We start from the raw sequence: 24,250 nt of genomic DNA on the forward strand, positions 1-24,250 counted from the left end.
ATCTCTATACGATTTGAAACACCGGCTGGTCTTTAACAAAGTGGACCGGAAGCTGTGGAAACTGCGATGACAGCCGCTCTGCCAGATAACTCATGCCGGGCGCTTCACTCTCTGCATGGCCCAGCATAATTAAGGCTTTACCCCGCCCTTGATGGGCTGCATCTCTTATATACTCTGGAGTCTCCCACTCCGGACCTTCTCCGGCTATGATTAAATCGAGGGACTCTTGTTCAAATAAAGGGATCACCGTGGCACCGTTGCCTCTGTAACCGACCAGTATTCCCACTTTGCGGCATGAAGTAGAGAGGCTGCCTGCTACACGCAAGTAAGGAATTTGAAGCTGCCGTTTCAGATATTCTGCAACCTCCGCAACCTTCATAGCAGGAATAGTCAGAATGGATGCAGAGGGCTGAAGTGACGAAACATATTTCTGCCAATCAAGCGCCAGGAGAAGGCCTTCCATGATCCCATCCGGTGTATAGCGGTGCAGGTAATCATGAAACCGGTAAATTCCCAGTCCCGAGCCTGCGATCAGATCAGCTTTTTGCTTATATACAGGGTCATGCATGAGCCAATCCCGGTGATTCTGATGGCTGAAAAAGACGCCTTCGTGCGTAATGATCAAATTGGCGCCCAAGGCAATAGCCTGTTCTATGACATACTGTGAAGCGGAGAAGGCTGTAACGATTCCCTGCACCTTCGTCTCCAGGCACCCTGGCTCCAGCTTGTCTACAGTTTCGTCCGGCGTAGCAATTCCTGCCGTTAATTTATCTATAATGCATCCGAAAGTAGGTATCATTATGTCCTCCTAATGTTTTGTGAGCATAAGCTCTATCAAGACTCAGGTCTATTCATTGGGATGTACAATAACCTTCAGGCTGCCGCTTTTGTTATGAATGGCCCGTTCGAGCGCTTCGCGGGTTTCTGCCAGCGGGTAACAGTCTGTAATTAACACACCTGCGTCCACGTCTCCCGAAGCCAAAAATTCGATTCCTTTGGGGTACGTATTGGCAAATCGGAAGATGCCGTAAATGTCTATTTCGTTATCCGCAATAAAGGGCACATTAAGCGGTATCTCATCCTGTGCAGGCAGACCTACGATAGCCAGCCTTCCCCCGCGCCGTATGGAATATAGTGCCAACTGCAGCGCCTTCGGATTACCGGCAGTCTCCCAGGCCACATCTACGCCGACTCCATCCGTTAATTGCTTGATGGTCTCTACCGCGTCCTCTTTCCTGATATTGATTGCATGCGTCGCTCCAAGGCGCAGCGCCGCCTCCAGTCTGACCTCCTCCAGATCGGTCACAATGATCCGGGAGGCCCCATGCGATTTGGCTGCCGCAACTGCCATCAGCCCGACAAGCCCCATCCCCATGATCGCCACCGTCTCACCTGCCTGCAGCCGGCTTCGTTTGGCCGCGTGGATGCCTACCGAGAAGGGTTAATTTATGCTGCTTTCATGGTCAAGGGCAGCTTATCTTGTCTTGTGACTTGTGAATGCTTGCTCATGTCCGTTCCCCCTCAGTAAATGACCCGTTTGCTGTTATCTTCGATGCCGCTCTTCCGGTAAAAGTACGTATTGATCTGGTCGCACCATTCCTTGGCATGACCGGCCTGCTCCTTCAGGCGGTCCTCCACCTGCAGGTAAAGACCTTCTGCAACCTTGTCCTTCAGACTGGTCCACATCGACAACAGCTCTGCTGCACGCTCCGCACCTTCGAAGTGGGCATCATAAATATGCTGGATCACGGTTTTCCCGGAATGAAGTATATGGGTATACGGAACATGGTGGAAGAACAGCAGCAATTCATCGGGACATTCCTCCAGAGAATCATAGCGCTCAGCATTGCTGCCTAGATATTGGGCACTGTAACCAGTGCCCGTCTTAACTGTCCGGTCTACGCCGATTCCCCGATGGTCAGCATAATGATAGGTGCCCCACTGCGAATACTCATAGCCGTCGACATTCGGTCCATAATGATGCTCCGGATTGATCATCCAGCCTACGCCCAGCGGTGCCGTGTAGGATTCATAAATCTCCCACGATTCCAGCAAAATCCGGCTAATGACGCCTGATACTACCGGGTCTGTGCCAAAGGTCAGCAAGATCCATTCACTGGCGATTTGCTCTGCCGTCAGCTCCGGATTCCAGGCCAGACGTCCGTATCCGTACAGATTCGCCTGTGCCAGCAGATGGCCGGTCCAATTCTTGTCATTGCCCACATTGGAAACTGCTGCAATTCCACTGTAACGGTTGCCCCATAGTGATCCATCCACGATATGCTTTACAGGGGAAGCCTCTCCTTTGGCATAGGTGTTGAATTCCATGATCTCTTTCCATTGGGGGACCAGATAACAAACATGGCGCTGCTGGCCGGTATATTCCTGGGCAATCTGGAATTCAATCACCTGATTGGTCCGCTCCAGAGCCCCGAACAGTGGCGATACAGGCTCTCTGACCTGGAAATCCATCGGGCCGTTCTTGATCTGCAGGATTACGTTATCGTTAAATTTGCCGTCGAGCGGTTTGAAATGGTCATAGGCTGCTCTGGCCCGGTCGGTCTTGCGGTCCCGCCAATCCTGCTTGCAGTTATAGACAAAGCAGCGCCAGATCACGATTCCGCCAAACGGTTCAAGCGCTTCGGCCAGCATGTTGGCCCCGTCGGCATGGTCCCGGCCATAGGTGAACGGACCCGGGCGGTTCTCCGAATCTGCCTTGACCACAAATCCGCCAAAATCGGGAATGGCTGTATAGATTTCGGCTGTTTTACTCTGCCACCACTTGCGTACTTCAGGGTCCAAGGGATCGGCTGTCCCTACTTCTCCTTCATGCATCGGACCGGCAAAATTAACGCTCAGGAATAGCTTGATCCCATACAGCCTGAACACATCCGCAATTCTTGAAACATCGGACAGGTACTTCGAAATAAACAGCGTTTCAAGTGCATGGACATTCACATTATTGATCGCAATGGCGTTGATACCTGCCGAGGACATCAACCGCGCATAATCGCGGATACGCTCCAGGTCGTCCGTAAAACGGTTGTTTTCATACAAAAACGATCTTCCCGAATATCCCCGCTCCACACTGCCGTCAAAATTATCCCAATGGTTAATCATCCGCAGCCCGTTTATTGGATTGACTACCTCGTCCAACCCTTCAATGCTCTGCAGGCTGCCGATCAGGCGCAGCAGGTGAAATACACCATAGAGAACACCAGCCGGTGATGAAGCGCCTACTGCAATGCAGTCATGTTCTTCACTGGACCGGATCGCAAAGCCTTCGGGGCCCACCTTTGCAAGGGTATCTTCAGCAAACACACTGGAAATCAATTCATTTCCTCCCTGGAAGGTGCCGATGGCAATACACAGCCCATCCGGTTCGGATGATACCTTTATGCCCAGCATTGATTCAATACCTCTTTGCCATTCCTGAAGCGCAGCCTGAACCGTATTGTTCATTTCGGCAACCTTCACGGCCCTGCACCATTTCACGTATTGATTATATGCGCTCCCTTGCGGCAGCACCGGATAACTTAACCAGGCATTGTATCCACTGTCAGCAAGAGTATGTTTATTATCGTTGGATGTTTTCATATGCAGATTCCTCCTTGTTCTGGCCTGAAGTAATTTGTCTTAGTGTACTGCTTCCCGGACGACGAATCCTTTTCTTGTAAAGGTGCCTTTCGTATTATCGAGGGTCAATTCAGTAAATACGGCTGGCACAATGTCATCTTTAATCGGAGCGATCTTCCACATGCTCGAAAAAGGGCAACACCTCATAACATTCTCCATCTCCCGGACTCGCGAGTGCTGAACATTATAGAATACATAGGCTTTTGTCATAAAGACTCCTTTCCGAAGCTCTGCTTAAGCTCCCTTGTTCTGCTTGTTCTAGTTCATCCTATCATGGGTCCGGCAGCCGGGAACATTGTCAAATCGAGCATTTATTTACCCAAATCAAGCAGAACTCAGATATACTGATATAGACAAACTGCATCCATTTTGATATCGATGATAAGATCCTGATTTCCCTGCTGAGCCGCCTGAATTATGTTCTCTTTGAATCCGACAGCACCATTGCCCATAAATTAGGTCCGGTTCTCTCTAAGCTGGTGGAGATTTCAAAGTCAATTGCCGGAGATATTACGATGTCCCAGCGAATGCGGCTGCAGTCCGCAGTCTTCGATCTGTTCGCCCAGCTGTGGGAGGCCTTTTCCATTGATGCTCATTTATCTTCGTCCACTCATGAAGCAAAGGTACTTTATGCAATCTTTAAAAAACGCAAAAAAAGAAATCGCCCTTTTTGGTAAAATGGAAGTTCCACCAACCATCTCAAAAAGGATCGATTTCTTTGTATATTCAATATAGGATGAGCTCGGGAAATTCAGTCTACCTTTTCTTCCTTAAATTTTCTTCTTCCGCGGCGCTGCTTTCTTGCGGGCTTTACTCTTTGCTGCAAGCTTTTCCTCAGCCAGCTTATGGATTTCTTCTATACGAAGCTGCTCTTGGCGGATCTTTTCTGCCGCCACCTGCTCCCTTTTCAGCTGTAAATCTGCCGCAGCTTGTTCCTGAAAAGAAGGATTGGCTGTTTTCAAATAGCGCTCAAAGGCTTCCGGATACAGAAAGCTTTTTTCACCAATGGCTTCCGAGAATAACACGCTTATCCGTCCGTCGATATGGCTGACGACAATTCCAGGGCCATACCCGGTATGATAGATTTGTTCATTTACCCAGTTCATTGCGGCAATGCTCCTTTCATCCACTCTACACACAACTTTTATCCAGCTCTTTTTTCAAATATTGGCCTGTATAGCTCGTTTCAACAGAAGCTACCTGCTCCGGTGTGCCTGTGCATACAATCGTTCCGCCCTCCGCTCCACCTTCAGGTCCCAGATCAATAATGTAATCTGCATTTTTGATCAAATCCAGATTATGTTCAATAACGACTACGGTATTGCCCGCATCGGTTAACGAATGCAGCACATCAATCAATTGATGCACATCTGAAAAATGCAGCCCGGTCGTCGGCTCATCCATGACATAAATAGTAGACCCGGTAGCCGGCTTCAGCAGCTCTGCTGCCAGCTTTACCCGCTGCGCTTCCCCTCCGGATAATGTGGTGGACGATTGCCCGAGCTTAATATAACCGAGTCCCACGCTGCAGAGCGCTTCGATCTTTTTGCGGATTTTTGGAATATTCTCAAAAAACTGAACTGCTTCCTGAGCCGTCATTTCCAGTACATCTGCAATACTCTTGCCTTTATAGTGGACCTCAAGCGTTTCACGGCTGTATCTTCGCCCTTTGCAAATGCTGCAGGGCACATAGACATCCGGGAGAAAGTGCATTTCCACCCTAATCAGTCCTTCGCCCGCACAAGCCTCACAGCGGCCCCCTTTTATATTGAAGGAAAACCGTCCCGGGCCATAAGCTCGAATCTTCGCTTCATTGGTGAGCGAGAACAGCGTGCGGATATTATCAAACAATCCTGTATAGGTGGCCGGATTGGATCGCGGGGTGCGTCCGATCGGTTGTTGGTCGATATTGATGATCTTGTCCAGATGCTCCATTCCTTCTATGCTCAGGTGGGCTCCGGGAACGGTATGAGCCCTGTTGAGTGATGCTGCCAGCTTTTTGTACAGGATTTCGTTGACCAGACTAGACTTACCTGAGCCTGAAACCCCTGTGACACAAGTGAATGTACCGAGTGGAATCGAAACATGAATCCCCTGCAAATTGTTGGCGGCTGCCCCTGTAATAGTTAGCTGTTGCCCAGTTCCGGCACGGCGCGTTTCAGGTACGGGGATCAGCTTTTGCCGGGAAAGATACTGGCCCGTAATGGAGCGGGACTCCGCCAGGATGTCTTCAAGTCCCCCCTGCACAACCACTTCACCGCCATTCGTACCGGCATAAGGTCCAATGTCCACGATCCAGTCCGCCTGCCGTATGGTATCCTCATCGTGTTCCACGACGATTAAGGTGTTGCCGAGATCACGCATTTTTTTCAAAGCCAGCAGCAGGCGGTCATTATCCCGTTGATGCAGCCCAATCGAAGGCTCGTCCAAAATATACAGTACACCCATCAGCCCGGAACCGAGCTGCGTCGCCAGACGAATGCGCTGGCTTTCACCGCCTGATAAAGTTCCGGCAGCTCTGGAAAGCGTTAAATAGTTCAACCCTACGTTGTTCAGGAACTGATATCTGGAATCAATCTCCTGAAGAATAGAACCGGCAATCTTGGAATGTTCCTTCGACAAGCTCAGATTTCTAATCAATTGCAGTTCCGCGTCAATGGATAACCTGCAGAATTCCGATATATTCAATCCATTAATAGTGACTGCAAGAATAACTGGAGACAGGCGGTCACCGTGACAATCCGGACAGGGCAATACGGACATGTACTCTTCAATTTCTTTCTGCATCGCCTCAGACTGTGTCTCGCGGTAACGCCGCTCCAGATTGTTCATAATGCCTTCAAAGGATTCTTTCACATACTTTCTTAGCACTTCACTGGGATGGTACACTTCAAGCTTCTCTCCACGGGTTCCATACAGCAGCCCATCCAGTGCTTCTTCCGTAAGCTCTCCTAGCGGAGTGTCGAAATTGAAGCCATACCTTGCACTTAGCGCTTCATAGTACATTTTGCAAAAAGAATTACTTTTGACATTGTTCCAGCCGTTGGCCACAATCCCGCCTGAGTTGATCGAGCGGCTTTTATCAGGAATAACCTTACCCGGATCGACCTTCAAATGCGAACCCAAACCTGAGCAGGCCGGACAAGCACCCTCATGATTGTTGAACGAGAACATACGCGGGGATAACTCCGGCAGTGAGATCGAACAGTAAGGGCAGGCATAGGTTTGTGAGAATAAGGTCTCTTCACCGCTGGCGGTTTGACGAATAATGACCAGATCGCACGAGAGCGACAATGCCGTTTCCAGAGAGTCTGACAACCTTTGAACATCTATGTCCTTCACTATCAGACGATCAATCACAATTGCGATTTGATGTTTTTTATTTTTGTCCAAGCGTATTTCACCGGATAAGTCATGAACCTCCCCATTCACCCGGACCCGGACATATCCATTTTGTTTGGCCTGTTCAAATACATGCTGATGCTCTCCTTTTTGGTCACGGACGACGGGAGCCAGTATTTCGTATTTGGTTCCGGTAGGTAGACTGCTGATCTGTTCCACAATCTGATCCACAGATTGGCGTTCAACCCTTCTCCCGCAGGAGGGGCAATGGGGAATTCCGATCTTGGACCAAAGCAAGCGCAGATAATCATAAATTTCCGTAACTGTCCCCACTGTTGAACGCGGATTGTTTGAAGTCGTCTTTTGCTCGATGGCTACCGCGGGTGAAAGTCCGTCAATTGAATCGACATCCGGCTTGCCCCTAAGCCCCAGAAATTGCCGGGCGTAGGACGAGAGCGATTCCACATAACGCATTTGTCCTTCGGCATACAGAGTATCAAAAGCCAGACTCGATTTGCCCGATCCGCTTACCCCGGTAAAAACTACGAATTGGTTGCGTGGGATGTTAAGACTGACATTCTTCAGATTATTTTCCCTGGCTCCGTGAACACTTATATATTTATGCATAAGGCCTCCTAATTCGAACAAAAAAAACACTCTTAAATAAATTCTATCATATGCATGTCAAGAGTTTTTACCATATAATGTAATTTAATCAGAATTTATTTTTTTATCCAAATAGGTTTGAACTATATTTTTCAGGGAAAACGCTTTAATTTGTTCACCTTCCGCCATGCTATACTTTGGGCAAAATCAGTTCCACTGGAGGGTGCTATGAATATTAACAATGAGGGTTCTTATTACACGCATGAATATAGAAATCTGTTCAGAGAGACTGGCTATACGGAAGAAGAGATTCAAGCAAGGCTTGAACAGGTATGGAACGATTTGTTCTACGGGGCTCCCGATGTGCGGATCTATTATCCGGCGGACAACGATAAAGCCTATATGCTGGATACCGGCAATTCCGATGTACGCTCCGAAGGCATGTCCTACGGGATGATGATGGCTGTGCAAATGGACAAGAAAGATGAATTCGACCGGCTGTGGCTTTTCTCCAAGGTGTTCATGCAGCATACGGAAGGACGCTACAAGGATTATTTTGCCTGGCACTGCAAGCCGGACGGCAGCCTCCTGTCCCAAGGACCCGCACCGGACGGTGAAGAATTCTTCGCGATGGCGTTGTTCTTCGCTTCCAGCCGCTGGGGTGACGGGCCGGAGCCGTACAACTATTCTGAACAGGCGAAGATAATTCTCCGCGCTTGCGTACATCAAGGAGAGCATGGAGAGGGAGACCCGATGTGGGACCCGGCGAACAAGCTGATCAAGTTCGTTCCCGAGTCTCCTTTCAGTGATCCTTCCTACCATCTGCCTCATTTCTACGAATTGTTTGCCCGGGAGGCAGACGAGCAGGACCGCACATTCTGGAAGGAGGCTGCGGAAGCAAGCAGAGTCTACCTGCATCAAGCCTGCCATCCGGTAACCGGCCTCTCCCCGGAATACGCAAATTTCGACGGCACACCCGCAGCTCTTCAGCCCCATGGCGATTTCCGTCATTTCTTCAGCGATGCCTACCGCGTAGCGGCCAATATCGCGCTGGACTATGAATGGTTCCGCAGCGATCCCTGGCAGATCGAGCAGTCGAACCGCATTCAGCAATTCTTTCGGGACATTGAACCTGCGGATTACCGCCGATACACCATTGACGGCCATCCGTTCGAGGAAATGGCACTGCATCCGGTCGGACTCCTGGCTACGCTGGCCATGGCCTCACTCGCTGCCGATGGACCAGATGCGGAACCGTTCGCAAGGCTCTTCTGGAATACACCTCTGCGCAGCGGGGTCCGCCGGTATTACGACAACTGCCTGTATTTCTTCAGTCTGCTGGCCTTAAGCGGAAATTACCGCATTTATCAGCAAGAATAAAGTAAATAAAGCATTAGACTAGCCCAAATACAAAACAGCGGCAGCCGTGGACGAAGTAAAGTCCTGGACTGCCGCTGTTTTATTGAGCTAACGTTTCCTGTTAGCGGAACAAGAAACTCCTTGTGCTACTCGATTTTACAAATCGTTCTGGCAATGCGTTAAGGGTTCCACTTTAACTACGAAATCCATTAAAGTGCCTTAGCCTTTGGATGAAATCATGAAGCTCAACATCTTTCCAGTCCGAAAGCCGTTCATAGTACACAGACTCTTTTTCCTTCAGCGCATCTAAAACTTTTTGTTGCCCGTAATCGGTAAGAGATAATACAATTCCCCGTCCATCATTAGCCGACGTTTCTCGTTTTACATATCCCAAAGCTTGAAGTTGTTTGACGAGGCGACTGACCGAACTTCGATCCATTGCTGTTGATTCAGCTAAAGCGGCGGCATTAGTGGCGCCATAGGAATACAACCAGCGAACAAGATGGAAGGCAGCAGGCTGTATGGAGGAATCGAATTTAGCAGCGGCTTTTACATTTAAGGCATGTGCAGAACTAATGAGAGCATTAAGCTGTTCGCCCAATTCAATCTCAAGTCTATCCCTAGGTACGTTTATCTCTTGCATTCTTAATCACCTTTCTTTAGGTTTAAATAAAACCTTTAAGTAATTGACATATATCAACTAAATCAATATAGTGGATATATGTCAACTAAATTCATAGGCGGGTTATAGTGATTATCCACTTTTTAAGTGTATCATAGGAGGGAGAAAAGACGATGGTTAATAAAGAAAATGTTGTCATTACTGGTGCTACCAGTGGACTTGGGCAGCTTGTCGCGCTCGAATTAGGAAAACGCGGATTTGATCTTATTTTGACTGCCCGGAGTAAAGAACGCGCCGAAATCACGAGAGAACAAATAAAGGAGCAGGCACCTTCAGCGAATGTTGATTTCTTTTATGGAGACTTTTCGTCAATTAAGGATATTTTACGGGTTGGGAGTGAAATAGCTGCCGAATATCCTAAAATTGATGTGCTGTTGAACAATGTGGGGATACATGCTTTTAAGCCTCGCATCACCCCCGAGGGTCTTCCTGAGATGATTACCGTCAATTATTTCGCTCCATGGATTTTAACACAGATTCTAAAACCTTCCCTGCAAAACTCGAGCCATGCCAGAGTTGTCAATGTTGCCTCTGAAGCTTCACGCCGTCACGGTATATTGAAGCTGCCAGAGGATTTAACAGATACAACTCCCTTTACCGCACGCGGCTCATCCCCTGTCTATGGAAAAACCAAATTATTAAATATTATGTTCTCGGCTGAACTTGCGCGGCGGTGGTCAGGAACGGGTATTAGCGTAAATGCACTGAATCCTGGATTTAATGTTACCGGACTCGGACGAGAACTTTGGTTCGCCCCCGTCCTCGAACGATTATTGAAAGCCCTGCACCTTGGAGATCCGCGAAGAGGAACCGATATTATTACCCGATTAATTGCTGATCCGGAATATCTAAATAAGACGGGTGGATACTTTAATGTCGGAACAGGACAATCCATTGAGCCAGACTCTCCCGGAGGAGATGATGCCATGCAGCGCAGGTTGTGGGAATGCACAGAAAAATTATTGAGAGAAAAGGGGTTTCTGTAGGCAATTCAACAAAGACAGCCGATCGCACTGACTGGCTGTCTACATGTCGTGTTTGAACTATCGTGTCTTGTTAGTTTAACCCTAACTTTTCCATAACCCGAGTTTATAAAATCTGTTTTGGCATGGGAATACCGCAAGATCGAATTTCAAACTTGTAAGGTAGATGTAAGGCAAATCGATAGCTCAGGCCAGCCTGGCAGGATAAGATTGGAACAAACGAAAATAGATTTTTTTGAAAAGGAGAATCGAGATGAGGCTGTTTGAACTGTTGCTTTTATTGTCGAACATCGGCTTGTTTGCATTAACAGTCCTATTAAAAAAAGGACGGCGTAGAATTCCAGTATTCGTTGCAAGCGGGATCGCCACACTTTTACTGGTCATTCATTGGACGGTGGAAGGATACAGAGTTCAGCTATTTCCCCTATATTGCATAACGATTATTTTTTTAGCCATTTCAGGGTATAGCTATTTTAAAAAAAACGGCCAAAAAAAAATCCCACGATTCATGTTGGGTTCAGCTTATACCGCTATAGCGATAATGCTGGTGGTAACAGCGGGTCTCATGTATGCTTTTCCTGTATCTAAACTACCTGAACCGACAGGCGAATTTAAGGTGGGAACGCAAACTTTTCATTTCGTGGATACAAATAGGGAAGAGATATTCGACGAAGCCAGAGAGGGTAAGAGAGAATTGATGGTTCAGGTATGGTATCCGGCTCAAGCTGGCACCGGCAAGTACACTCCCTTTATTCCCGATACCCAGATTTTACGTTATATGGCGGCGGACTATGGCCTTCCCGGGTTTACGTTTCAACACCTGAAGTACGTATCCAGTCATGCTTATTCGGGGACCGAAATCTCTTCGGCACAAACTTCATACCCGCTGATCCTTGCGAATCCAGGCAACGGCTCTTCCAGGTTCCTCCACACGTCACAAGCCGAACATCTCGCGAGTCACGGATATATCGTGGCAGTGATCGACCACACCTACAATACATTTGCAACCGAGTTTCCGGACGGGCGAATCACGACCAGCACAACCAACGACTTATTCTCGCCCGACCATGATTACCGGACAGGAAGAAAAATTCGCGACAAATTGGGAAAAGTTTTAACCGATGATGTAACGTTTGCGCTAGACCAATTCGAGCTCATCCAATCGGGGCATCTTCCAAGTCATCTAAAAGGGAGGATTGATCTCGGTCATGTCGGGGTGTTCGGTCATTCCATCGGCGGAGCGACGGCTTATGACGCTTCTTACGATCCGCGAATCGCGGTTGGAATAGACCTTGATGGAGGGCTTTATCGTCTGCGTGACAGAGAGGGTCTGCGAAAGCCGTTTTTATTCATCACCTCGGAAAGCTATTTCGAAAAGTTAAAAATGGTGATGGATAACCGGGTCTACACGGATGCAGAGCTTAACCGTATGGGTTCAACCAGAGAGTGGGAGGATCAAGTAACGGAAGACAAAAAGTTGGAGCTTGAACGGATGCGCGAAACGGTCGACGAAGGGGGGCAAGTCCTCTATATCGAAAATACGGAGCATTTGAATTTTACCGACTTACAGTTCATTTCTCCGATTTTCAAAAGGCTGGGCATTACAGGAAAGATTGCGCCCGAAAGAGCGAACTCCGTTATCAATGCCTATATGCTGGATTTCTTCGATATGCATCTGAAAAATCAAGGCGGAATCTTAATGAAAGGACCGGATAGCCGCTTTCCGGAGGTGAAGTTCGTATCCTCGCTATTATAATCACGGAACAGGCTATCGATTTTGATATGCTCCCCTTCAGTTAGACAGGTTTAATAAATAAACCGCTACTTGAAGGGGAAGCGAAAGCTATGAGCTAGGGGCGGTCTATCAATTATCAGGAACGAATAGACATTGTTCTTTACTGTCTTGCCCCTCCATCCATTTATAAGATTCTATCTTTTCATCAATCATCTTCAGGTTGTTCTTCAGTTCATTAATTTGAGCAAGAACGTTTTTTTGATGGGTTTCCAACAGCTCTCGTCTTGCACTTATTGTAGCCTCTCCTTGACTTCGCAGATCAGAAAATTGCTTCATATCACTGACTTTCATTCCAGTTACCCGCAATCGGAGTAAAAAATGGATCCACGAGATATCAGTCTCTGAATACTGGCGATACCCACTTGTATCTCGATGGATCCCGTAAAGCAATCCGATTTTCTCGTAATAGCGCAATGTGTGAACAGTAAGCCCTGTCATTTCAGAGATTTGTTGAATTGTAAAAAAGTTAGGTTCCATAAATATTATTATAGCACATCAAAAAAAACCATTGCTTTAGAGTGCACTCTAAAGTGTAACATTTAATTCAAGTTACACAGAGGAGGAATAATATATGTCAAATGAACGTTATACACGTGGTTGGGAAAAACTAATGCAAATAGATGGTGAAGGAGGAAAACGTGTCATTGAGTCAATGAGGGACATTGCTCCCGACCTGGGAAAGTACGTTGTTGAATTTGCATTTGGAGAGATATACTCAAGGGAAGTTCTTGATCTCAAACAGCGGCAGCTAATAACGGTCGCATCGCTTACAACACAAGGCGGATGTGAGCCACAGCTAAACGTGCATATCAACGCAGCTCTCAATGTAGGACTTACACCCAATGAAGTAATTGAAGCGATTATGCATTGCATTCCCTATACTGGTTTTCCAAGAGTTCTTAATGCCGTTTTTGTTGCCAAAGAAATTTTTGAGGAACGGAATTTGAAAATTGTGAACTAAAACCTGATTTTGCATCTTTTCAATGTTGGAATCAGTTCCAATAAAATTAATTCAGACAAGTCATTAGCATCTTCAATTCTTGCCTACCTTACGTTTATATCCATACACTCATCTCAACGATTTTTTTGTCATTGAATTATTAATGCGAAAAGTATGCTAAACTTAGGATCACCAAAAATCCCCTCGACCTGAGGGGATTTTTTCTATTGCAATGCATTACGTCTCTCCTAACATTTCCTACAAACGCTAATGATAGATGAAGATGACGGAGAGAACGGCGTCTTATCCCAATCAGCATATTGATGTTCGACGCGAAAGTTGTGACGGGTTAATAAAGAATGCAGCGTATCCTGATCCGTGAACCGACAAGCAATTCGGGAAGTCGTCCGCTTGTCCCCCCAATCACGCATCGTGACCCAATGCATGATATGCTGTCTAGCATCGTAACATTGTGTGCCTGATACCTTGACGTTATTCCCATCCTTATCTATGAATGATCCCCATTCTGTCTCCTCTTGATCGGATAAATCCGTTCCCTCCGGATTACGGGTCTCGAATGCAAAGATTCCCTGGGGTTGTAAATGTTTGTGAACGGTCGTGAGCAAATCAATTTGATCTTGATCACTTATGAATGCCTGAAATGCATTACCAGTCAAATAAATCATTGAAAATCGCTTGTCCGATTCGAAGGTACGGGCGTCACCTTCCATAAAAGTAACAGTCAACCCTTCCGCCTTCAACCGCGCATATGCGAGCATCTCTGAAGAGATATCTACACCGGTCATCGTTATGCCGGCTTTCGACAGGGGTATCGTTGTTAAGCCTGTACCACAAGCAAGCTCTAACACTTCCCCAGGACTCGATCTAGCAAGCTCAAGATAGAACTGATATTTGTCAATTTCACCGTCAAATTCAAGATCGTAATTTACCGGATCTTGATATTCTTCAAGATTGCTATGTTCAATCAACGCCATTCCCCCTTTCATATTGTAAGACCTAGACAAAATAGTCACTGATGAGAAGCAGCCGCTTAGTCAGCCTTCACACAATCAATTGCGACAACGAACGCAATCATGATTGCCTCCATCTCCTCCACAATATAAACCAAGTATATCAAAGCTAGGTTATTCAACTTTACTGCCCGCTAGCGTAATTCATTGCATTAAACTCCCCGTTCGGTTAAAAGAGGCAGCCGATCGTCGTGACCAGCTGTCTCCATGTCATTATTAGGTTATCGTTCTCCGTTAGAGTTCAATGTAATTCAAATCAAAATCGTTGCCTAGATTCCCTTAAAAACAAAGAATCGTCCTATTCACGGGAATCATCCTTCAAGTAAAATCCTCCGAAATCATCAATAATTAATTGCTTTGTCTCTAGCTATTTTTGTAAGCTCCATGAATGTATTACTGTATTGTTCTTTTTCAATTGGCTGAACCTTATAACATTCTTATTCTTTAGGTCATTAAATAACTGATAATAATCCAGCTCCAAGGTTTCCCAATCACTATATTTTCCGTTTTCATCCAATTGTCCAGTTAGAGAGCTTACATTCGTTTCGTTAAGTAGGGTTCCATTGGAAGTTTGCCAATCGGGAATTTTATCTTTCCAATCCGCATATATAAAACCTCTCCACTTGTCCCCTAAAGCTGACTCTAATAAGTTCTTATTAACTTGATTAGCTCCCCTGAACATTTCTAGCCCAGGATGATCATTATCAATGAAGAAATTCCCACAATTTGAACACTGATAAACCGTCTTAAAAAGTGTGGATATTAATGATCGAATTCTCATTGCAGCTTCTTCTTTATCTGTAGACGACGGCCCCGATTTTTCAATAGCATCGTCAATCTCGTCTAGGAGATCAAACTGATCTTGGTCAGAAATTAAATATCCCTTATAGGATAAATAATCAGTCGTGTCGTGTATTCTTTGTCCACACTCACATCTAAAATTCATTAGTTCACCTCAGGCTGACTGCCACTTATAATAGTGCTGTTAATTACAACGTATCCTGCCCGTTAGCGGAATTAAACTTTAACCTCTATCCAAGATATGTTACCAATGTTTTTAATGGATTTCCAATTTGCACATCCATTTCACGCTCAACTTTTTCAGCAGTTTCAACCATGGATAATTGAGCTACAGAAATGGTCTTGTTGGGGTCAGAGACAAGCAAACCCTTTATATAGTTTGATACTTCATTCACATATTGCTCCTTCTTTCCTTGCATTATTAGCTCGAAGGTATTCTCAATGACTTGAACATCAATATTAATTGGTTTTGCGTGTGTGGTTGCAAATTCATTAAGCCGTTTCATTGTTCCTTCGACTGTTGCTGGATTAGTAAATAGTAGAATCTGTGGCTCTGTTATATTGCAAACGTGGTGGATAAATGGCTCATCAATTTTTATTATTGGGACTGATGTCTTAAGTTGTTCTTCGTTGAGAATAGCAATGTAATTAGTACATGTAATTAAAATTGCATCGATATTCGTATTTGCTATCCATTCAATCTGCTCATTCACTTTGTTTTGGGCTTTTGTTAAATCGAAATTTTCATCTGACGCAATTCTGCTCATTAATCCAGGGTCTACAAAGTGTACTAATTCTAAATCATTTGAAGCAATAGCTTTTTGAATATACTCAATATTTGAATAGTGGGCATGCAAACAACCAATCTTCTTCATATGATAACCACCCTACTTTATTTCCTCTTACACTACCAGTTTATTGTGTTTTTCTCCAGAAACAACTTGCTATACAATCCTGCCCTATAGTTGAATAAGCGGGGGATCTTAGAGCAATTAATTCTAGCTTGCTTTTTCAGCGCTTTTGTTGAAATTAAGTGGAGAATTCATCAATAATTTCTACTACTTCGATTTCCCCATTAATCAGCAGCTCAGGAAGTTCGTTATTTATATTGCCTTTCCAATATTCTCTGGCTTGTTCGATTTTTCGGGAGAAAGGAATTCCATCTTCCTTTGGTAAAAGATTACCGTCACCTTCAAAGATATTCCCAGTAACCCGAAGTTTAACGATCTGCAAAACTTTTCGATGATAAGAATCGAAAAGTTCTTTCCATTTCAGAGCGTCTTCATAGCTCTTAGCAGCGTATAAGCAAGACAACCGTGAAGGATATTCAGGATATTCTTGCAATCTGACCATTTCAACTATTACTTCTCTAGTAGCTCTGATTGTTTGTTCCGCATATCTAATAACTACATCTGCATTCTCTTTATCCAACTTAAAGCCGTCATTTGTATAATGACGGTGTAATATTTGAATAAAGTCTTCACCTTTGGAATTCATCTGTTCCTTCTCAAAAAAGAAGTGATATAAAGTGTTTTTTTTGTTTTTGTCAAAGCTAATTATCTGCCCAATGTCCATTTTTCTTCTCGTGACAATGTGGTAAACATACAATTCGCTTCTTTCCATGGACTGCCCCCCATTAATCATTGTTAGCATAAGTAAATTCGGAATTTACCAGCATTATCCTGGCTGTTAGCTTAATTATGGGTCCCGAAAGTCCATATATTTAGGAAATACGTCTCGATTCTTTAGTCCTCTAAGATTTGCACATTCTTAGCTGTCCAACGCTGAGAATCAACCATACTCGGGAACTCGAATAGGTCGAACGCAACTTTTTGACCCTCTTTAAGAAACCGAAAGCCGTTCGGTAGCCTAATAGGGTCTGGTCGTATTTCGCTAAAGTGAACAAACACATGGTTATCGTCCTGCCCGTCTAGCATTATCCGTCCGTAACCTTTATCTTCTTTGAACCATTTGACAATACCACATCTTCTTTCCGCCATTTAAGCACCTCCTCTGTCACTTTATTAAGTATCATAAAGATTGAGTTTTTTGCCCAAGCGGTGAATGAAGCAACCACTTTTTCATTAACGTTTCCTGTTAGTGCTTCGCTGCACTATACATAATGTGTTCCCATCGCGTTGAGTGAGTTACCTCATTTTATTTTTTTCGGGAACCCATATACGAAAAGTATCATACCGAGGAACGTAAGGATTGGCACAAAGATATTATCGAAGAAGCCTGTAATATGAGTTTTAGGTAGGGCATCGAACATTTTCGCTTCGTATAACACTGCAATTTCTTGGATGCGAGCTATCAAAGAGCCCACACGTTCAATAGCATAGATTACTCCAGCGGAAATTAGAAAGGCTGCACCTAGTTTTCTGTATAAGTCGTTGCCCATGAAATATTTGTTGCCTCCTCTATTTTTTGTTGTAATCACTGATGAGAAGCAGCAGCTTGGTCAGCCTTCACACAATCAATTGCGACAACGAACGCAATCATGATTGCCTCCATCTCCTCATTCAATATTTGAATCTTGTAGCTATCGCCCCAAGTGAACCACTCCTTGTTAACTTCACCTATGACTACACCATGCTGTAAGACCTGAAAATCCATGTCCCACCAATTACCATGTACCTCTATGTCAGCCGAATCAATCGTATAGCGTGCTTTTAAGAAAGAAAACTCTTTCTTAATCGTTAACACCTCTCGACCATTTACCTCAACAAAAAACTTCGGTAAAAAACTGAACACCTTTTTCGTAATAAGTGCGACTTCATCTCTTGTTGTATTCATAATGGAGAAAGTCTTTGGAATTTGCATAAAACTGCCCTCTACATAATAAACATCCTCCTCCTGCTGATTCTTTACCGTAAATTTTCCACTTAGACTGAATACTTTCTGCTTTATATAAAGTTGCTTCATACCCCGCCTCCTTCGATATAGTATATTCCCATTTCTTTTTCTTCTACAATATAAACCAAGTATACCAAAGATAGGCTATCTCACATACTGCCCGCTAGCGTACATATTTTGTTGTATGTCTTGCTCTTCAATATAATTGCGATAATTAATACCGCTGTCCATTTAACATCTGATTGTTTAGATCTGGCTTTTGTGGAAATTTGAGATATGACCCCGATTTTAATTCACATTCAAATGTAGATATCACCATAAATATAATTGTTTTTAGTTGGTTGATATTCATAAATAAAGGAAACAGAACCGACCTCCATGTCGACACACGCCTCTTCTTTTGCTTCCCTTTTCACACCGGTGAACATGACGTGTAGATAACCGAGGGCATTTACAGGAGTAGTTCGGTGATCTGATATAGTAGGTGGGGTGAGAAATCGCGAAAGTTCAAGTCGGCTGTGGCCATCTGGGGTAACCATCATAGCAATCTCTACACACTGTGAACCCAGCCCGGTTACGCGGCCAGCCCATTCACCTTCGACAGTAGCTCGCCCGAGCTTCAAGCACGGAGACCTGCCAGCTTATGTCAGGATGGTCGCAGATCGGGTTACGTGAGTCAACAAAAAAATAGAGTATTAGACTGGATGTCTTTATTCAACGCGTTTTGATTTAGACTGGCCTTTGAAATAGAAACAGAGACATCCAAGGACGAGAAAATATGTCCTAGAGTGTCTCTGTTTCATTGAACTAACGTTCTCTATTAGTACAAAACTTGCCTGATTCGGCTCGACCGCGAGCAAAGATTTCTGTACCTGAACCGATGTCTGCCATTTTACTGTTTAACCCAAGAAGATGAAACAAACCCAATAAGCCTGATGAAAAAGGAACGGAAAACTCTCCAATTAATGGAGTAGTTTCGCCGATTTTAGGAGTAGAATTAACATCATATTGTTCCCGTTTACATCTAAATGAACCTGAGATTGATAATCTAAATGGTCATAATGGTCATGTGTATTGAATCTCCACCACTTAGCTGAGCATTAAATAGCCCTCGCCCCTGTAACGGCAAGTTTTCATCAAGTTCTACTCATCCTTCAACCGTCGTTGATACAAAACAACAGACACAATCGTTAATACAACGGTCCATACCAAAATAATGAGGAGGGGTTTTAATATATCTCCCGTCGTAAAGCCTGTATTGCTTATCCCTAGAAAATGCACCAGTTGACTGCTTGGCATGTAATCCAGCACTTGGAAGACCGGGTAATCCTTCTCTAGTACTGCTCCCCACGGTGCACCCATAAATATGAACGCCACAGGGAGTATGGATAATGAGGCTTCAAGCAGCGTCTTGGAGAATAAACCGCAGATGGTCCCGGCTGCTGTGTACAGGATAATCGAAAGAATGATCACTGCCACAAACGCCCATATATTAGCTGGCTCATAGCCAAATAATAATGTAGAAATAGCGAGAACAACAACAGACATCACAAAGACTAAAGAGCTTTTACCGGTTAGAACATCCAGGCTCGTGGCCGGAGTCATCATTAATGACCGTAAAGTGTTACGCTCCTTTTCTTCCGCAATCAAGCAAGCTTGTGCGAAGCATGTTAGTAATACAAACGAAGTATTAAAAAGAAAACCGCTGGCTCCAGGCAAAGACGCGCCAGCCTTCCGAAAAAGAAGTGCAAGAATAATTGGGAAAATCAGCATAATGGACAGCGCATAGTTACGTGAAAACTCCTTGTAGTCCTTTACAAATATCGCCCGCACACGTTTCAATGAGATACTCATAGTAGCTCACTTCCTGTCATTTTAATAAAAATATCACCCAGACTGGGCTCTTTCGTTTCTAACCGGTCAATTAGCCCCTGTCTCATCCAATCCGCGATTTGATCAGCCGTTCCCTCACCGATCGGGAGCTCGTAAGTTTCCCCATTAATTAATTCAACACAAATTACGTTTTCCCGGTGTTGCCGTTTAAGTTCCTTCGGTGAGCCGATGGCTTGAATTTGTCCCTGATACAGAATCGCTACACGATTGCATATCAATTCTGCTTCAGCCATATCATGCGTAGTCAGAAAAATCGTTGTCCCCTTCTCATTTAAGTAGCGCAAGCCTTTATAAATATGTGCGGTGTTAACCGGGTCCAAAGCCGAAGTAGGCTCATCTAAGAATAACAATTCGGGCTCATGGATAATCGCGCAGGCCAGCAAAACACGCTGACGCATTCCCTTCGATAAGAGATTGGCTTTCTTTTTGCGCTCTCCGCTTAAGTTCACAAACTGCAGCACCTTATCGACCGCAGATCGGGGAAGATCATACAACTTACGATACAGCTCCAGATTTTCCTCAACCGATAATCGTTCATATAGACCACTGTTATCCGTCAAAATGCCAAAGCGCATCTTCTGTGAAGACTGCTGCATCATCTCCGCCGGCTGGTTAAATACACTTGCCTGTCCACTTGTCGGATTTAACTGCGCCGTTAAAATCTTGATTAATGTTGTTTTTCCTGAACCACTCGGACCGAGGAACCCGAAAATTTCTCCCTTAGGAATTGAAAAAGACACATCTGCTAACGCATCCTTATTTCCAAATCTCTTGCGGATACGTTCTACTTGGATAACATCCATTCACACCACTTCCTTAGCGTTGATGGCTTAAACATATACAGATTGCATGCTTCCAGCCATCAAAACCCGCCGAAATGTAGCTATTATCGTCTGAATGGTACCACCCAATGCTTGATTGGTTCGACATTTCCCCGGAAATTAAATGTTAAGAAGTGCTTTTAATTCATGCAATTTTGAACGGGATAACGGAACCACCGCAGCTTGGCCTGTATTTAACCGCAAGCTGTAGCTATTCTTCGTCCATGTAATAATCTCTCTTACTTTTTGCAGATTAACGATGTAGGATCGATGACACCTAAAAAACCCGAAATTCAACAATCTCTGCTCCAGCTCGTTTAGCGTCAAAGTACAGTCATAATTTTCCCCGCCCACATGAACAAGGATCGAACCCTCTACACTTTCTATAAAATCGATTTCAGGCGGATTAAATAAAATTACCTTGTCATTTCTTTTTGTAGAGATCTTCTGCAAGGTTATATTGGCCTCGTCTTGTTTCTGTACTTCCTGCTTATCCTCTTCGGAATCCCGAATATCAAGTGGATGAAATCCGGACTCGTTCAACCGGTAAATGGCATCACAGGAAATAAGTGCATCCTCTAAATTCGAAGTTAAAATTAATACTTGCTTCTCTTTCAAAAGGTCATCTAGAATCCGTCTAAATTGACGGCGATCTTGCTCTTCTAAGTAAAAATAGGGTTCTTCCAGTACAAGTGAAGGCTGATGCGCAAAAAAAACACGCAGCAAGGTCACATACATCCTTCTTGATGAGCTTAGGTCCTTGATTTTTACCTTCCTTTCCTCTTTTAAAGCAAAATAATCGATCAACGAAGCGGCACGCTCATTCCTCTCCGTTACTCTGATTAGAAAAGTGATTAGCTCTTCCACCGTTAAACGCATATACTCGTTCTGCCCAGCCCGAAATAAATAATATCGGGAATGATCAACTAATTGATCCATTAAAAGCTGCTTTCGCTTCAAGTCGGTTATAATGCCAATCGATTGGTACGTTGTCATATCTAATTCGATCTTCGGTAGAAGTAATTCCCCATCATAATACATTGGTTGAAATTGCATGCCGTCCTCCCGGTTAGTGCTGCTATAGGATATATAAAACAATTATAAAGTTGGGCTGCTTTTTTGTCAGTTTCTATTAGAATATATAACAGCATACCATGGGTCGGGAAAATACGATGACAACTAAAGTACCATAACAAAGAGAACAGCCTGCGGCTGTTCTCTTTGTTATCTGCCTTAGAAGCAGGTGAACGAGCTAATCCGATTCAAATCAATGCCGAAGTACGCCCAGAAGAAACCAGTCCATCTGAACCCTGCAATAGAATTACGCCCGACGAATACCGGGAAGAACCAGAATTGCTCGCCGTTGTTCAGCCAAATGTATGTGTTGCGGAACAGGCATCGTCTGATTCCCCCGGGGTCGATGGCAAAAGCGGTAGCCGGCATTTGCGGTACGAATTGCGGTGGAGGAGCCGTCGGTGCTTGAACGCCTCCCGGTGCACCCCCCGGAAGTCCCGGAGTCCCCGGAAATCCTCCGGGACTTCCACCTGGAAACCCCGGTCCTCCCGGGACCCCAGGAAATCCTCCGCCGGTTCCCGGCGTTGGAAAAAATCCCATATATGATCGCTCCTTTCAATGATTAGGCATAATCATCATATGCATTCGCGGAAAGGACGCTTGGGCGGATGCCCAACAATAAGATTTAACATAGACCGACTATGAACAACACGGATGGTTTCGACGCAGATCCAAGTTTTACAAAAAAAGAGAGTTGCACCATCATCTGGTGCAACTCTTTATCCGTAGTTCAGTCTTCAAGCTCAGTATAAATTTGAAAAGTCACGCCGAATTTATCCGTTACATCCCCAAACCCTGGACTGAATGGTTCCTCTTTAAACGGCATATTGACCTGACCCTCTTGCCGCAAGGCTTCATACATCCGTTTTGATTCTTCTACTTCATTCGTTGTAATGCAGATGGTGACCCGTTTTCCGTTTTCACTAGGCGAACCCCCTGGAGCATCCGATAACATGAGCTCCGTTACTCCGACCTTTAACTTGGCGTGCGCTACAAGATTACTCAGATCGTCAATGAACGTACCAGGCATGTCCGGCATTTCACCGTAAGTCACCATGGAGAGAATTTCTGCACCGATGGCTTGTTCATAAAATTGAATTGCTTCCTGTACCCGGCCCTCCAAAGTAATATAAGGGGTAAGTTTTACCGTCATAAGATTGTTCCTCCTTAAATTTTGATTGGATTCAATGTGGTTCATTAGTATAGACGATCCGGGCACCATAAACTCATCGGTCTATTGAAAAATCCTGCTTCGCGTCCAAACCTGTCGGCAATCCAAATCGAACAAATAAATCGGAGTCAATAAAATAATGGATATGAGCGATCTTACCCTGTTCCATCTCTGGAATATGAATGCTCCACGGAGCCAGCAGCCCATCCGGTCCGGCGGGTACATACTGAGCAAAAGCGGGACTATCCCCGTTAGCACGAATTGGCAGCAATCTGGAACCCAAACAATGGCTGCGTGTAATATTGTAGAATGACGACAGATTAGAGCTGCCACGAACCCACATCTTAAATGGCGGCATCGACAAGCTGCCGTTCTCGTGGAATAATGCTAACAATGCATTGATGTCGTACTGTTCGAAAGCTTCCATATAATTTGCAAGCACTTGTTGATCTGCCGGGACATCTCCCCCTTGTAATTCTTCGGACCGAAGATTCGAGCGAGCGAGTGTCGAGCGAGCCCGCTGCAAAGCACTGTTGACGGCTGCCGTGGTCATCCCCATCGCATTCGCTGCCTCATTAGCCGTCCATCGGAAGACATCAAGCAAGATCAGTACGGCACGTTGCCGTGGCGGCAATATTTGCAGCATCGCAATAAAAGATAATCGAATGGTTTCTCTGCTAACCACGATATTGGCCGGGTCACCAACGTTATCGGGGGCCGGCCAGATCCAAGAGCTCCGGGGCAAGCTGTCCCTTGGTTCCATAATAATAGCCGCTGGTTCTGAGAGATCCATCGGAAGTGCCCGACGCTTTGCATTCCTTAACCTGTCCAAACAAACATTAGTGGCAATCCGATACATCCAAGCTTTACGGGAGGAATCCTGCCTAATCTGGTCCCAGTTCTGCCAGGCGCGGAGCAGCGTATCCTGCACCGCATCTTCCGCTTCAAAAATGGACCCCGTCATCCGATAACAATATCCGATTAGTTCAGAACGCAATTCCTCGAACATGTCTATTCCATGCTTTTGGCTCATTTTACGTTTCCTCCTTTTTGACGTCCAAAAAGCTTATATCTCACTATTCATATTAACATTTCATAAGCGAGAAAACTTGATCAACAGCTTGTCAAAAAACCCAAGGTCTTTACAGGACCTTGGGTTTCTTGGAGTGTTCGCCCGGCATGGGCGATAACTTGACGGTGAGAGAATCGCTATCTCTCCTTTAACCTCAATAATGTTAGCACTGGCACACTAACTGCAAG

Annotated in this window: 22 protein-coding genes and 4 pseudogenes; 4 read left to right on the top strand and 22 right to left on the bottom strand. The window is 45.0% G+C overall.

Going from position 1 to position 24,250, the window contains the following annotated elements; genetic code table 11:
• Positions 1–4 precede the first annotated feature (4 nt).
• The 5 genes and pseudogenes from AC3WT9_RS12910 to uvrA all read right to left on the bottom strand — a co-directional run bounded on the left by AC3WT9_RS12910 (position 5) and on the right by uvrA (position 7,605).
• Positions 5–799, bottom strand: a complete 795-nt coding sequence (locus AC3WT9_RS12910) for a Nif3-like dinuclear metal center hexameric protein (protein WP_341095019.1) — start codon at positions 797–799, stop codon at positions 5–7.
• 48 nt (positions 800–847) lie between these two features.
• Positions 848–1,441, bottom strand: a pseudogene (locus tag AC3WT9_RS12915) (zinc-binding dehydrogenase); the annotation flags it as partial.
• Positions 1,442–1,521: 80 nt separating this feature from the next.
• The gene (locus AC3WT9_RS12920) at positions 1,522–3,597 is read right to left on the bottom strand and encodes an alpha-glucuronidase family glycosyl hydrolase (RefSeq protein ID WP_341379297.1); all 2,076 of its coding nucleotides are present in this window, start codon (positions 3,595–3,597) and stop codon (positions 1,522–1,524) included.
• Between the two features lie 809 nt (positions 3,598–4,406).
• Positions 4,407–4,742, bottom strand: a complete 336-nt coding sequence (locus AC3WT9_RS12925; RefSeq protein WP_038595233.1) for a hypothetical protein — start codon at positions 4,740–4,742, stop codon at positions 4,407–4,409.
• A gap of 25 nt (positions 4,743–4,767) precedes the next feature.
• Complete coding sequence (uvrA, locus tag AC3WT9_RS12930; protein ID WP_341379299.1) at positions 4,768–7,605, bottom strand: excinuclease ABC subunit UvrA; 2,838 nt, start codon at positions 7,603–7,605, stop codon at positions 4,768–4,770.
• A 207-nt stretch (positions 7,606–7,812) separates the two neighbouring features.
• Here uvrA and AC3WT9_RS12935 point away from each other — a divergent pair, with 207 nt between their 5' ends.
• Positions 7,813–8,964, top strand: coding sequence for a family 8 glycosyl hydrolase (locus AC3WT9_RS12935; protein ID WP_341095026.1), 1,152 nt, complete (start codon positions 7,813–7,815; stop codon positions 8,962–8,964).
• A gap of 172 nt (positions 8,965–9,136) precedes the next feature.
• Here AC3WT9_RS12935 and AC3WT9_RS12940 read toward each other — a convergent pair whose 3' ends face one another.
• The gene (locus tag AC3WT9_RS12940; protein ID WP_341095028.1) at positions 9,137–9,586 is read right to left on the bottom strand and encodes a MarR family winged helix-turn-helix transcriptional regulator; all 450 of its coding nucleotides are present in this window, start codon (positions 9,584–9,586) and stop codon (positions 9,137–9,139) included.
• A 152-nt stretch (positions 9,587–9,738) separates the two neighbouring features.
• On the opposite strand from AC3WT9_RS12940, the gene AC3WT9_RS12945 reads away from it, so the two are divergent.
• The gene (locus AC3WT9_RS12945) at positions 9,739–10,611 is read left to right on the top strand and encodes an SDR family NAD(P)-dependent oxidoreductase (protein WP_492407628.1); all 873 of its coding nucleotides are present in this window, start codon (positions 9,739–9,741) and stop codon (positions 10,609–10,611) included.
• Positions 10,612–10,861: 250 nt separating this feature from the next.
• Positions 10,862–12,364 (top strand): alpha/beta hydrolase family protein, encoded by a 1,503-nt coding sequence (locus AC3WT9_RS12950; protein WP_341379301.1) that lies wholly within the window; start codon positions 10,862–10,864, stop codon positions 12,362–12,364.
• Positions 12,365–12,472: 108 nt separating this feature from the next.
• On the opposite strand, the gene AC3WT9_RS12955 is transcribed toward AC3WT9_RS12950, so the two are convergent.
• Both AC3WT9_RS12955 and AC3WT9_RS12960 read right to left on the bottom strand, forming a co-directional pair.
• The gene (locus AC3WT9_RS12955; protein WP_445935397.1) at positions 12,473–12,694 is read right to left on the bottom strand and encodes a MerR family transcriptional regulator; all 222 of its coding nucleotides are present in this window, start codon (positions 12,692–12,694) and stop codon (positions 12,473–12,475) included.
• Between the two features lie 36 nt (positions 12,695–12,730).
• Positions 12,731–12,880: pseudogene (locus AC3WT9_RS12960) on the bottom strand (MerR family DNA-binding transcriptional regulator); the annotation flags it as partial.
• Positions 12,881–12,974: 94 nt separating this feature from the next.
• On the opposite strand from AC3WT9_RS12960, the gene AC3WT9_RS12965 reads away from it, so the two are divergent.
• Positions 12,975–13,364 carry a carboxymuconolactone decarboxylase family protein gene (locus AC3WT9_RS12965; RefSeq protein WP_038595249.1) on the top strand — a complete coding sequence of 130 codons (390 nt, stop codon included), beginning with the start codon at positions 12,975–12,977 and terminating at the stop codon, positions 13,362–13,364.
• 227 nt (positions 13,365–13,591) lie between these two features.
• On the opposite strand, the gene AC3WT9_RS12970 is transcribed toward AC3WT9_RS12965, so the two are convergent.
• The 14 genes and pseudogenes from AC3WT9_RS12970 to AC3WT9_RS13035 all read right to left on the bottom strand — a co-directional run.
• Positions 13,592–14,332 (bottom strand): class I SAM-dependent DNA methyltransferase, encoded by a 741-nt coding sequence (locus AC3WT9_RS12970; RefSeq protein WP_492407629.1) that lies wholly within the window; start codon positions 14,330–14,332, stop codon positions 13,592–13,594.
• 409 nt (positions 14,333–14,741) lie between these two features.
• The gene (locus AC3WT9_RS12975; RefSeq protein ID WP_341095041.1) at positions 14,742–15,320 is read right to left on the bottom strand and encodes a DUF8617 domain-containing protein; all 579 of its coding nucleotides are present in this window, start codon (positions 15,318–15,320) and stop codon (positions 14,742–14,744) included.
• 85 nt (positions 15,321–15,405) lie between these two features.
• Positions 15,406–16,050 carry an aspartate/glutamate racemase family protein gene (locus AC3WT9_RS12980; protein WP_341095042.1) on the bottom strand — a complete coding sequence of 215 codons (645 nt, stop codon included), beginning with the start codon at positions 16,048–16,050 and terminating at the stop codon, positions 15,406–15,408.
• A gap of 154 nt (positions 16,051–16,204) precedes the next feature.
• Positions 16,205–16,798, bottom strand: a complete 594-nt coding sequence (locus AC3WT9_RS12985) for a DUF2441 domain-containing protein (protein WP_341379302.1) — start codon at positions 16,796–16,798, stop codon at positions 16,205–16,207.
• A gap of 122 nt (positions 16,799–16,920) precedes the next feature.
• Positions 16,921–17,175 (bottom strand): cold-shock protein, encoded by a 255-nt coding sequence (locus AC3WT9_RS12990; protein ID WP_038595257.1) that lies wholly within the window; start codon positions 17,173–17,175, stop codon positions 16,921–16,923.
• Between the two features lie 152 nt (positions 17,176–17,327).
• Positions 17,328–17,576, bottom strand: a complete 249-nt coding sequence (locus tag AC3WT9_RS12995; protein WP_341095044.1) for a hypothetical protein — start codon at positions 17,574–17,576, stop codon at positions 17,328–17,330.
• 35 nt (positions 17,577–17,611) lie between these two features.
• The gene (locus tag AC3WT9_RS13000) at positions 17,612–18,100 is read right to left on the bottom strand and encodes an LURP-one-related/scramblase family protein (protein ID WP_341379303.1); all 489 of its coding nucleotides are present in this window, start codon (positions 18,098–18,100) and stop codon (positions 17,612–17,614) included.
• Positions 18,101–18,450: 350 nt separating this feature from the next.
• A pseudogene (locus tag AC3WT9_RS13005) lies at positions 18,451–18,654 on the bottom strand (VOC family protein); the annotation flags it as partial.
• Positions 18,655–19,174: 520 nt separating this feature from the next.
• On the bottom strand, positions 19,175–19,885 hold the full coding sequence (locus tag AC3WT9_RS13010; protein ID WP_341095046.1) for an ABC transporter permease: 711 nt from the start codon (positions 19,883–19,885) through the stop codon (positions 19,175–19,177).
• Positions 19,882–20,727 carry an ABC transporter ATP-binding protein gene (locus AC3WT9_RS13015; protein ID WP_341095048.1) on the bottom strand — a complete coding sequence of 282 codons (846 nt, stop codon included), beginning with the start codon at positions 20,725–20,727 and terminating at the stop codon, positions 19,882–19,884. Before AC3WT9_RS13015 ends, AC3WT9_RS13010 begins: the two co-directional genes overlap by 4 nt.
• Positions 20,728–20,865: 138 nt before the next feature.
• A complete protein-coding gene (locus AC3WT9_RS13020) occupies positions 20,866–21,801 on the bottom strand; it encodes a LytTR family transcriptional regulator DNA-binding domain-containing protein (protein WP_341379304.1) in 936 nt (311 codons plus the stop codon).
• Positions 21,802–21,978: 177 nt separating this feature from the next.
• Complete coding sequence (locus AC3WT9_RS13025; protein WP_341095052.1) at positions 21,979–22,359, bottom strand: collagen-like protein; 381 nt, start codon at positions 22,357–22,359, stop codon at positions 21,979–21,981.
• A 190-nt stretch (positions 22,360–22,549) separates the two neighbouring features.
• A complete protein-coding gene (locus AC3WT9_RS13030) occupies positions 22,550–22,972 on the bottom strand; it encodes a VOC family protein (protein ID WP_492407630.1) in 423 nt (140 codons plus the stop codon).
• 73 nt (positions 22,973–23,045) lie between these two features.
• A pseudogene (locus tag AC3WT9_RS13035) lies at positions 23,046–24,029 on the bottom strand (sigma-70 family RNA polymerase sigma factor); the annotation flags it as partial.
• Positions 24,030–24,250: the final 221 nt, after the last annotated feature.

The organism is Paenibacillus sp. EB106-06-01-XG199 (genome assembly GCF_058791575.1).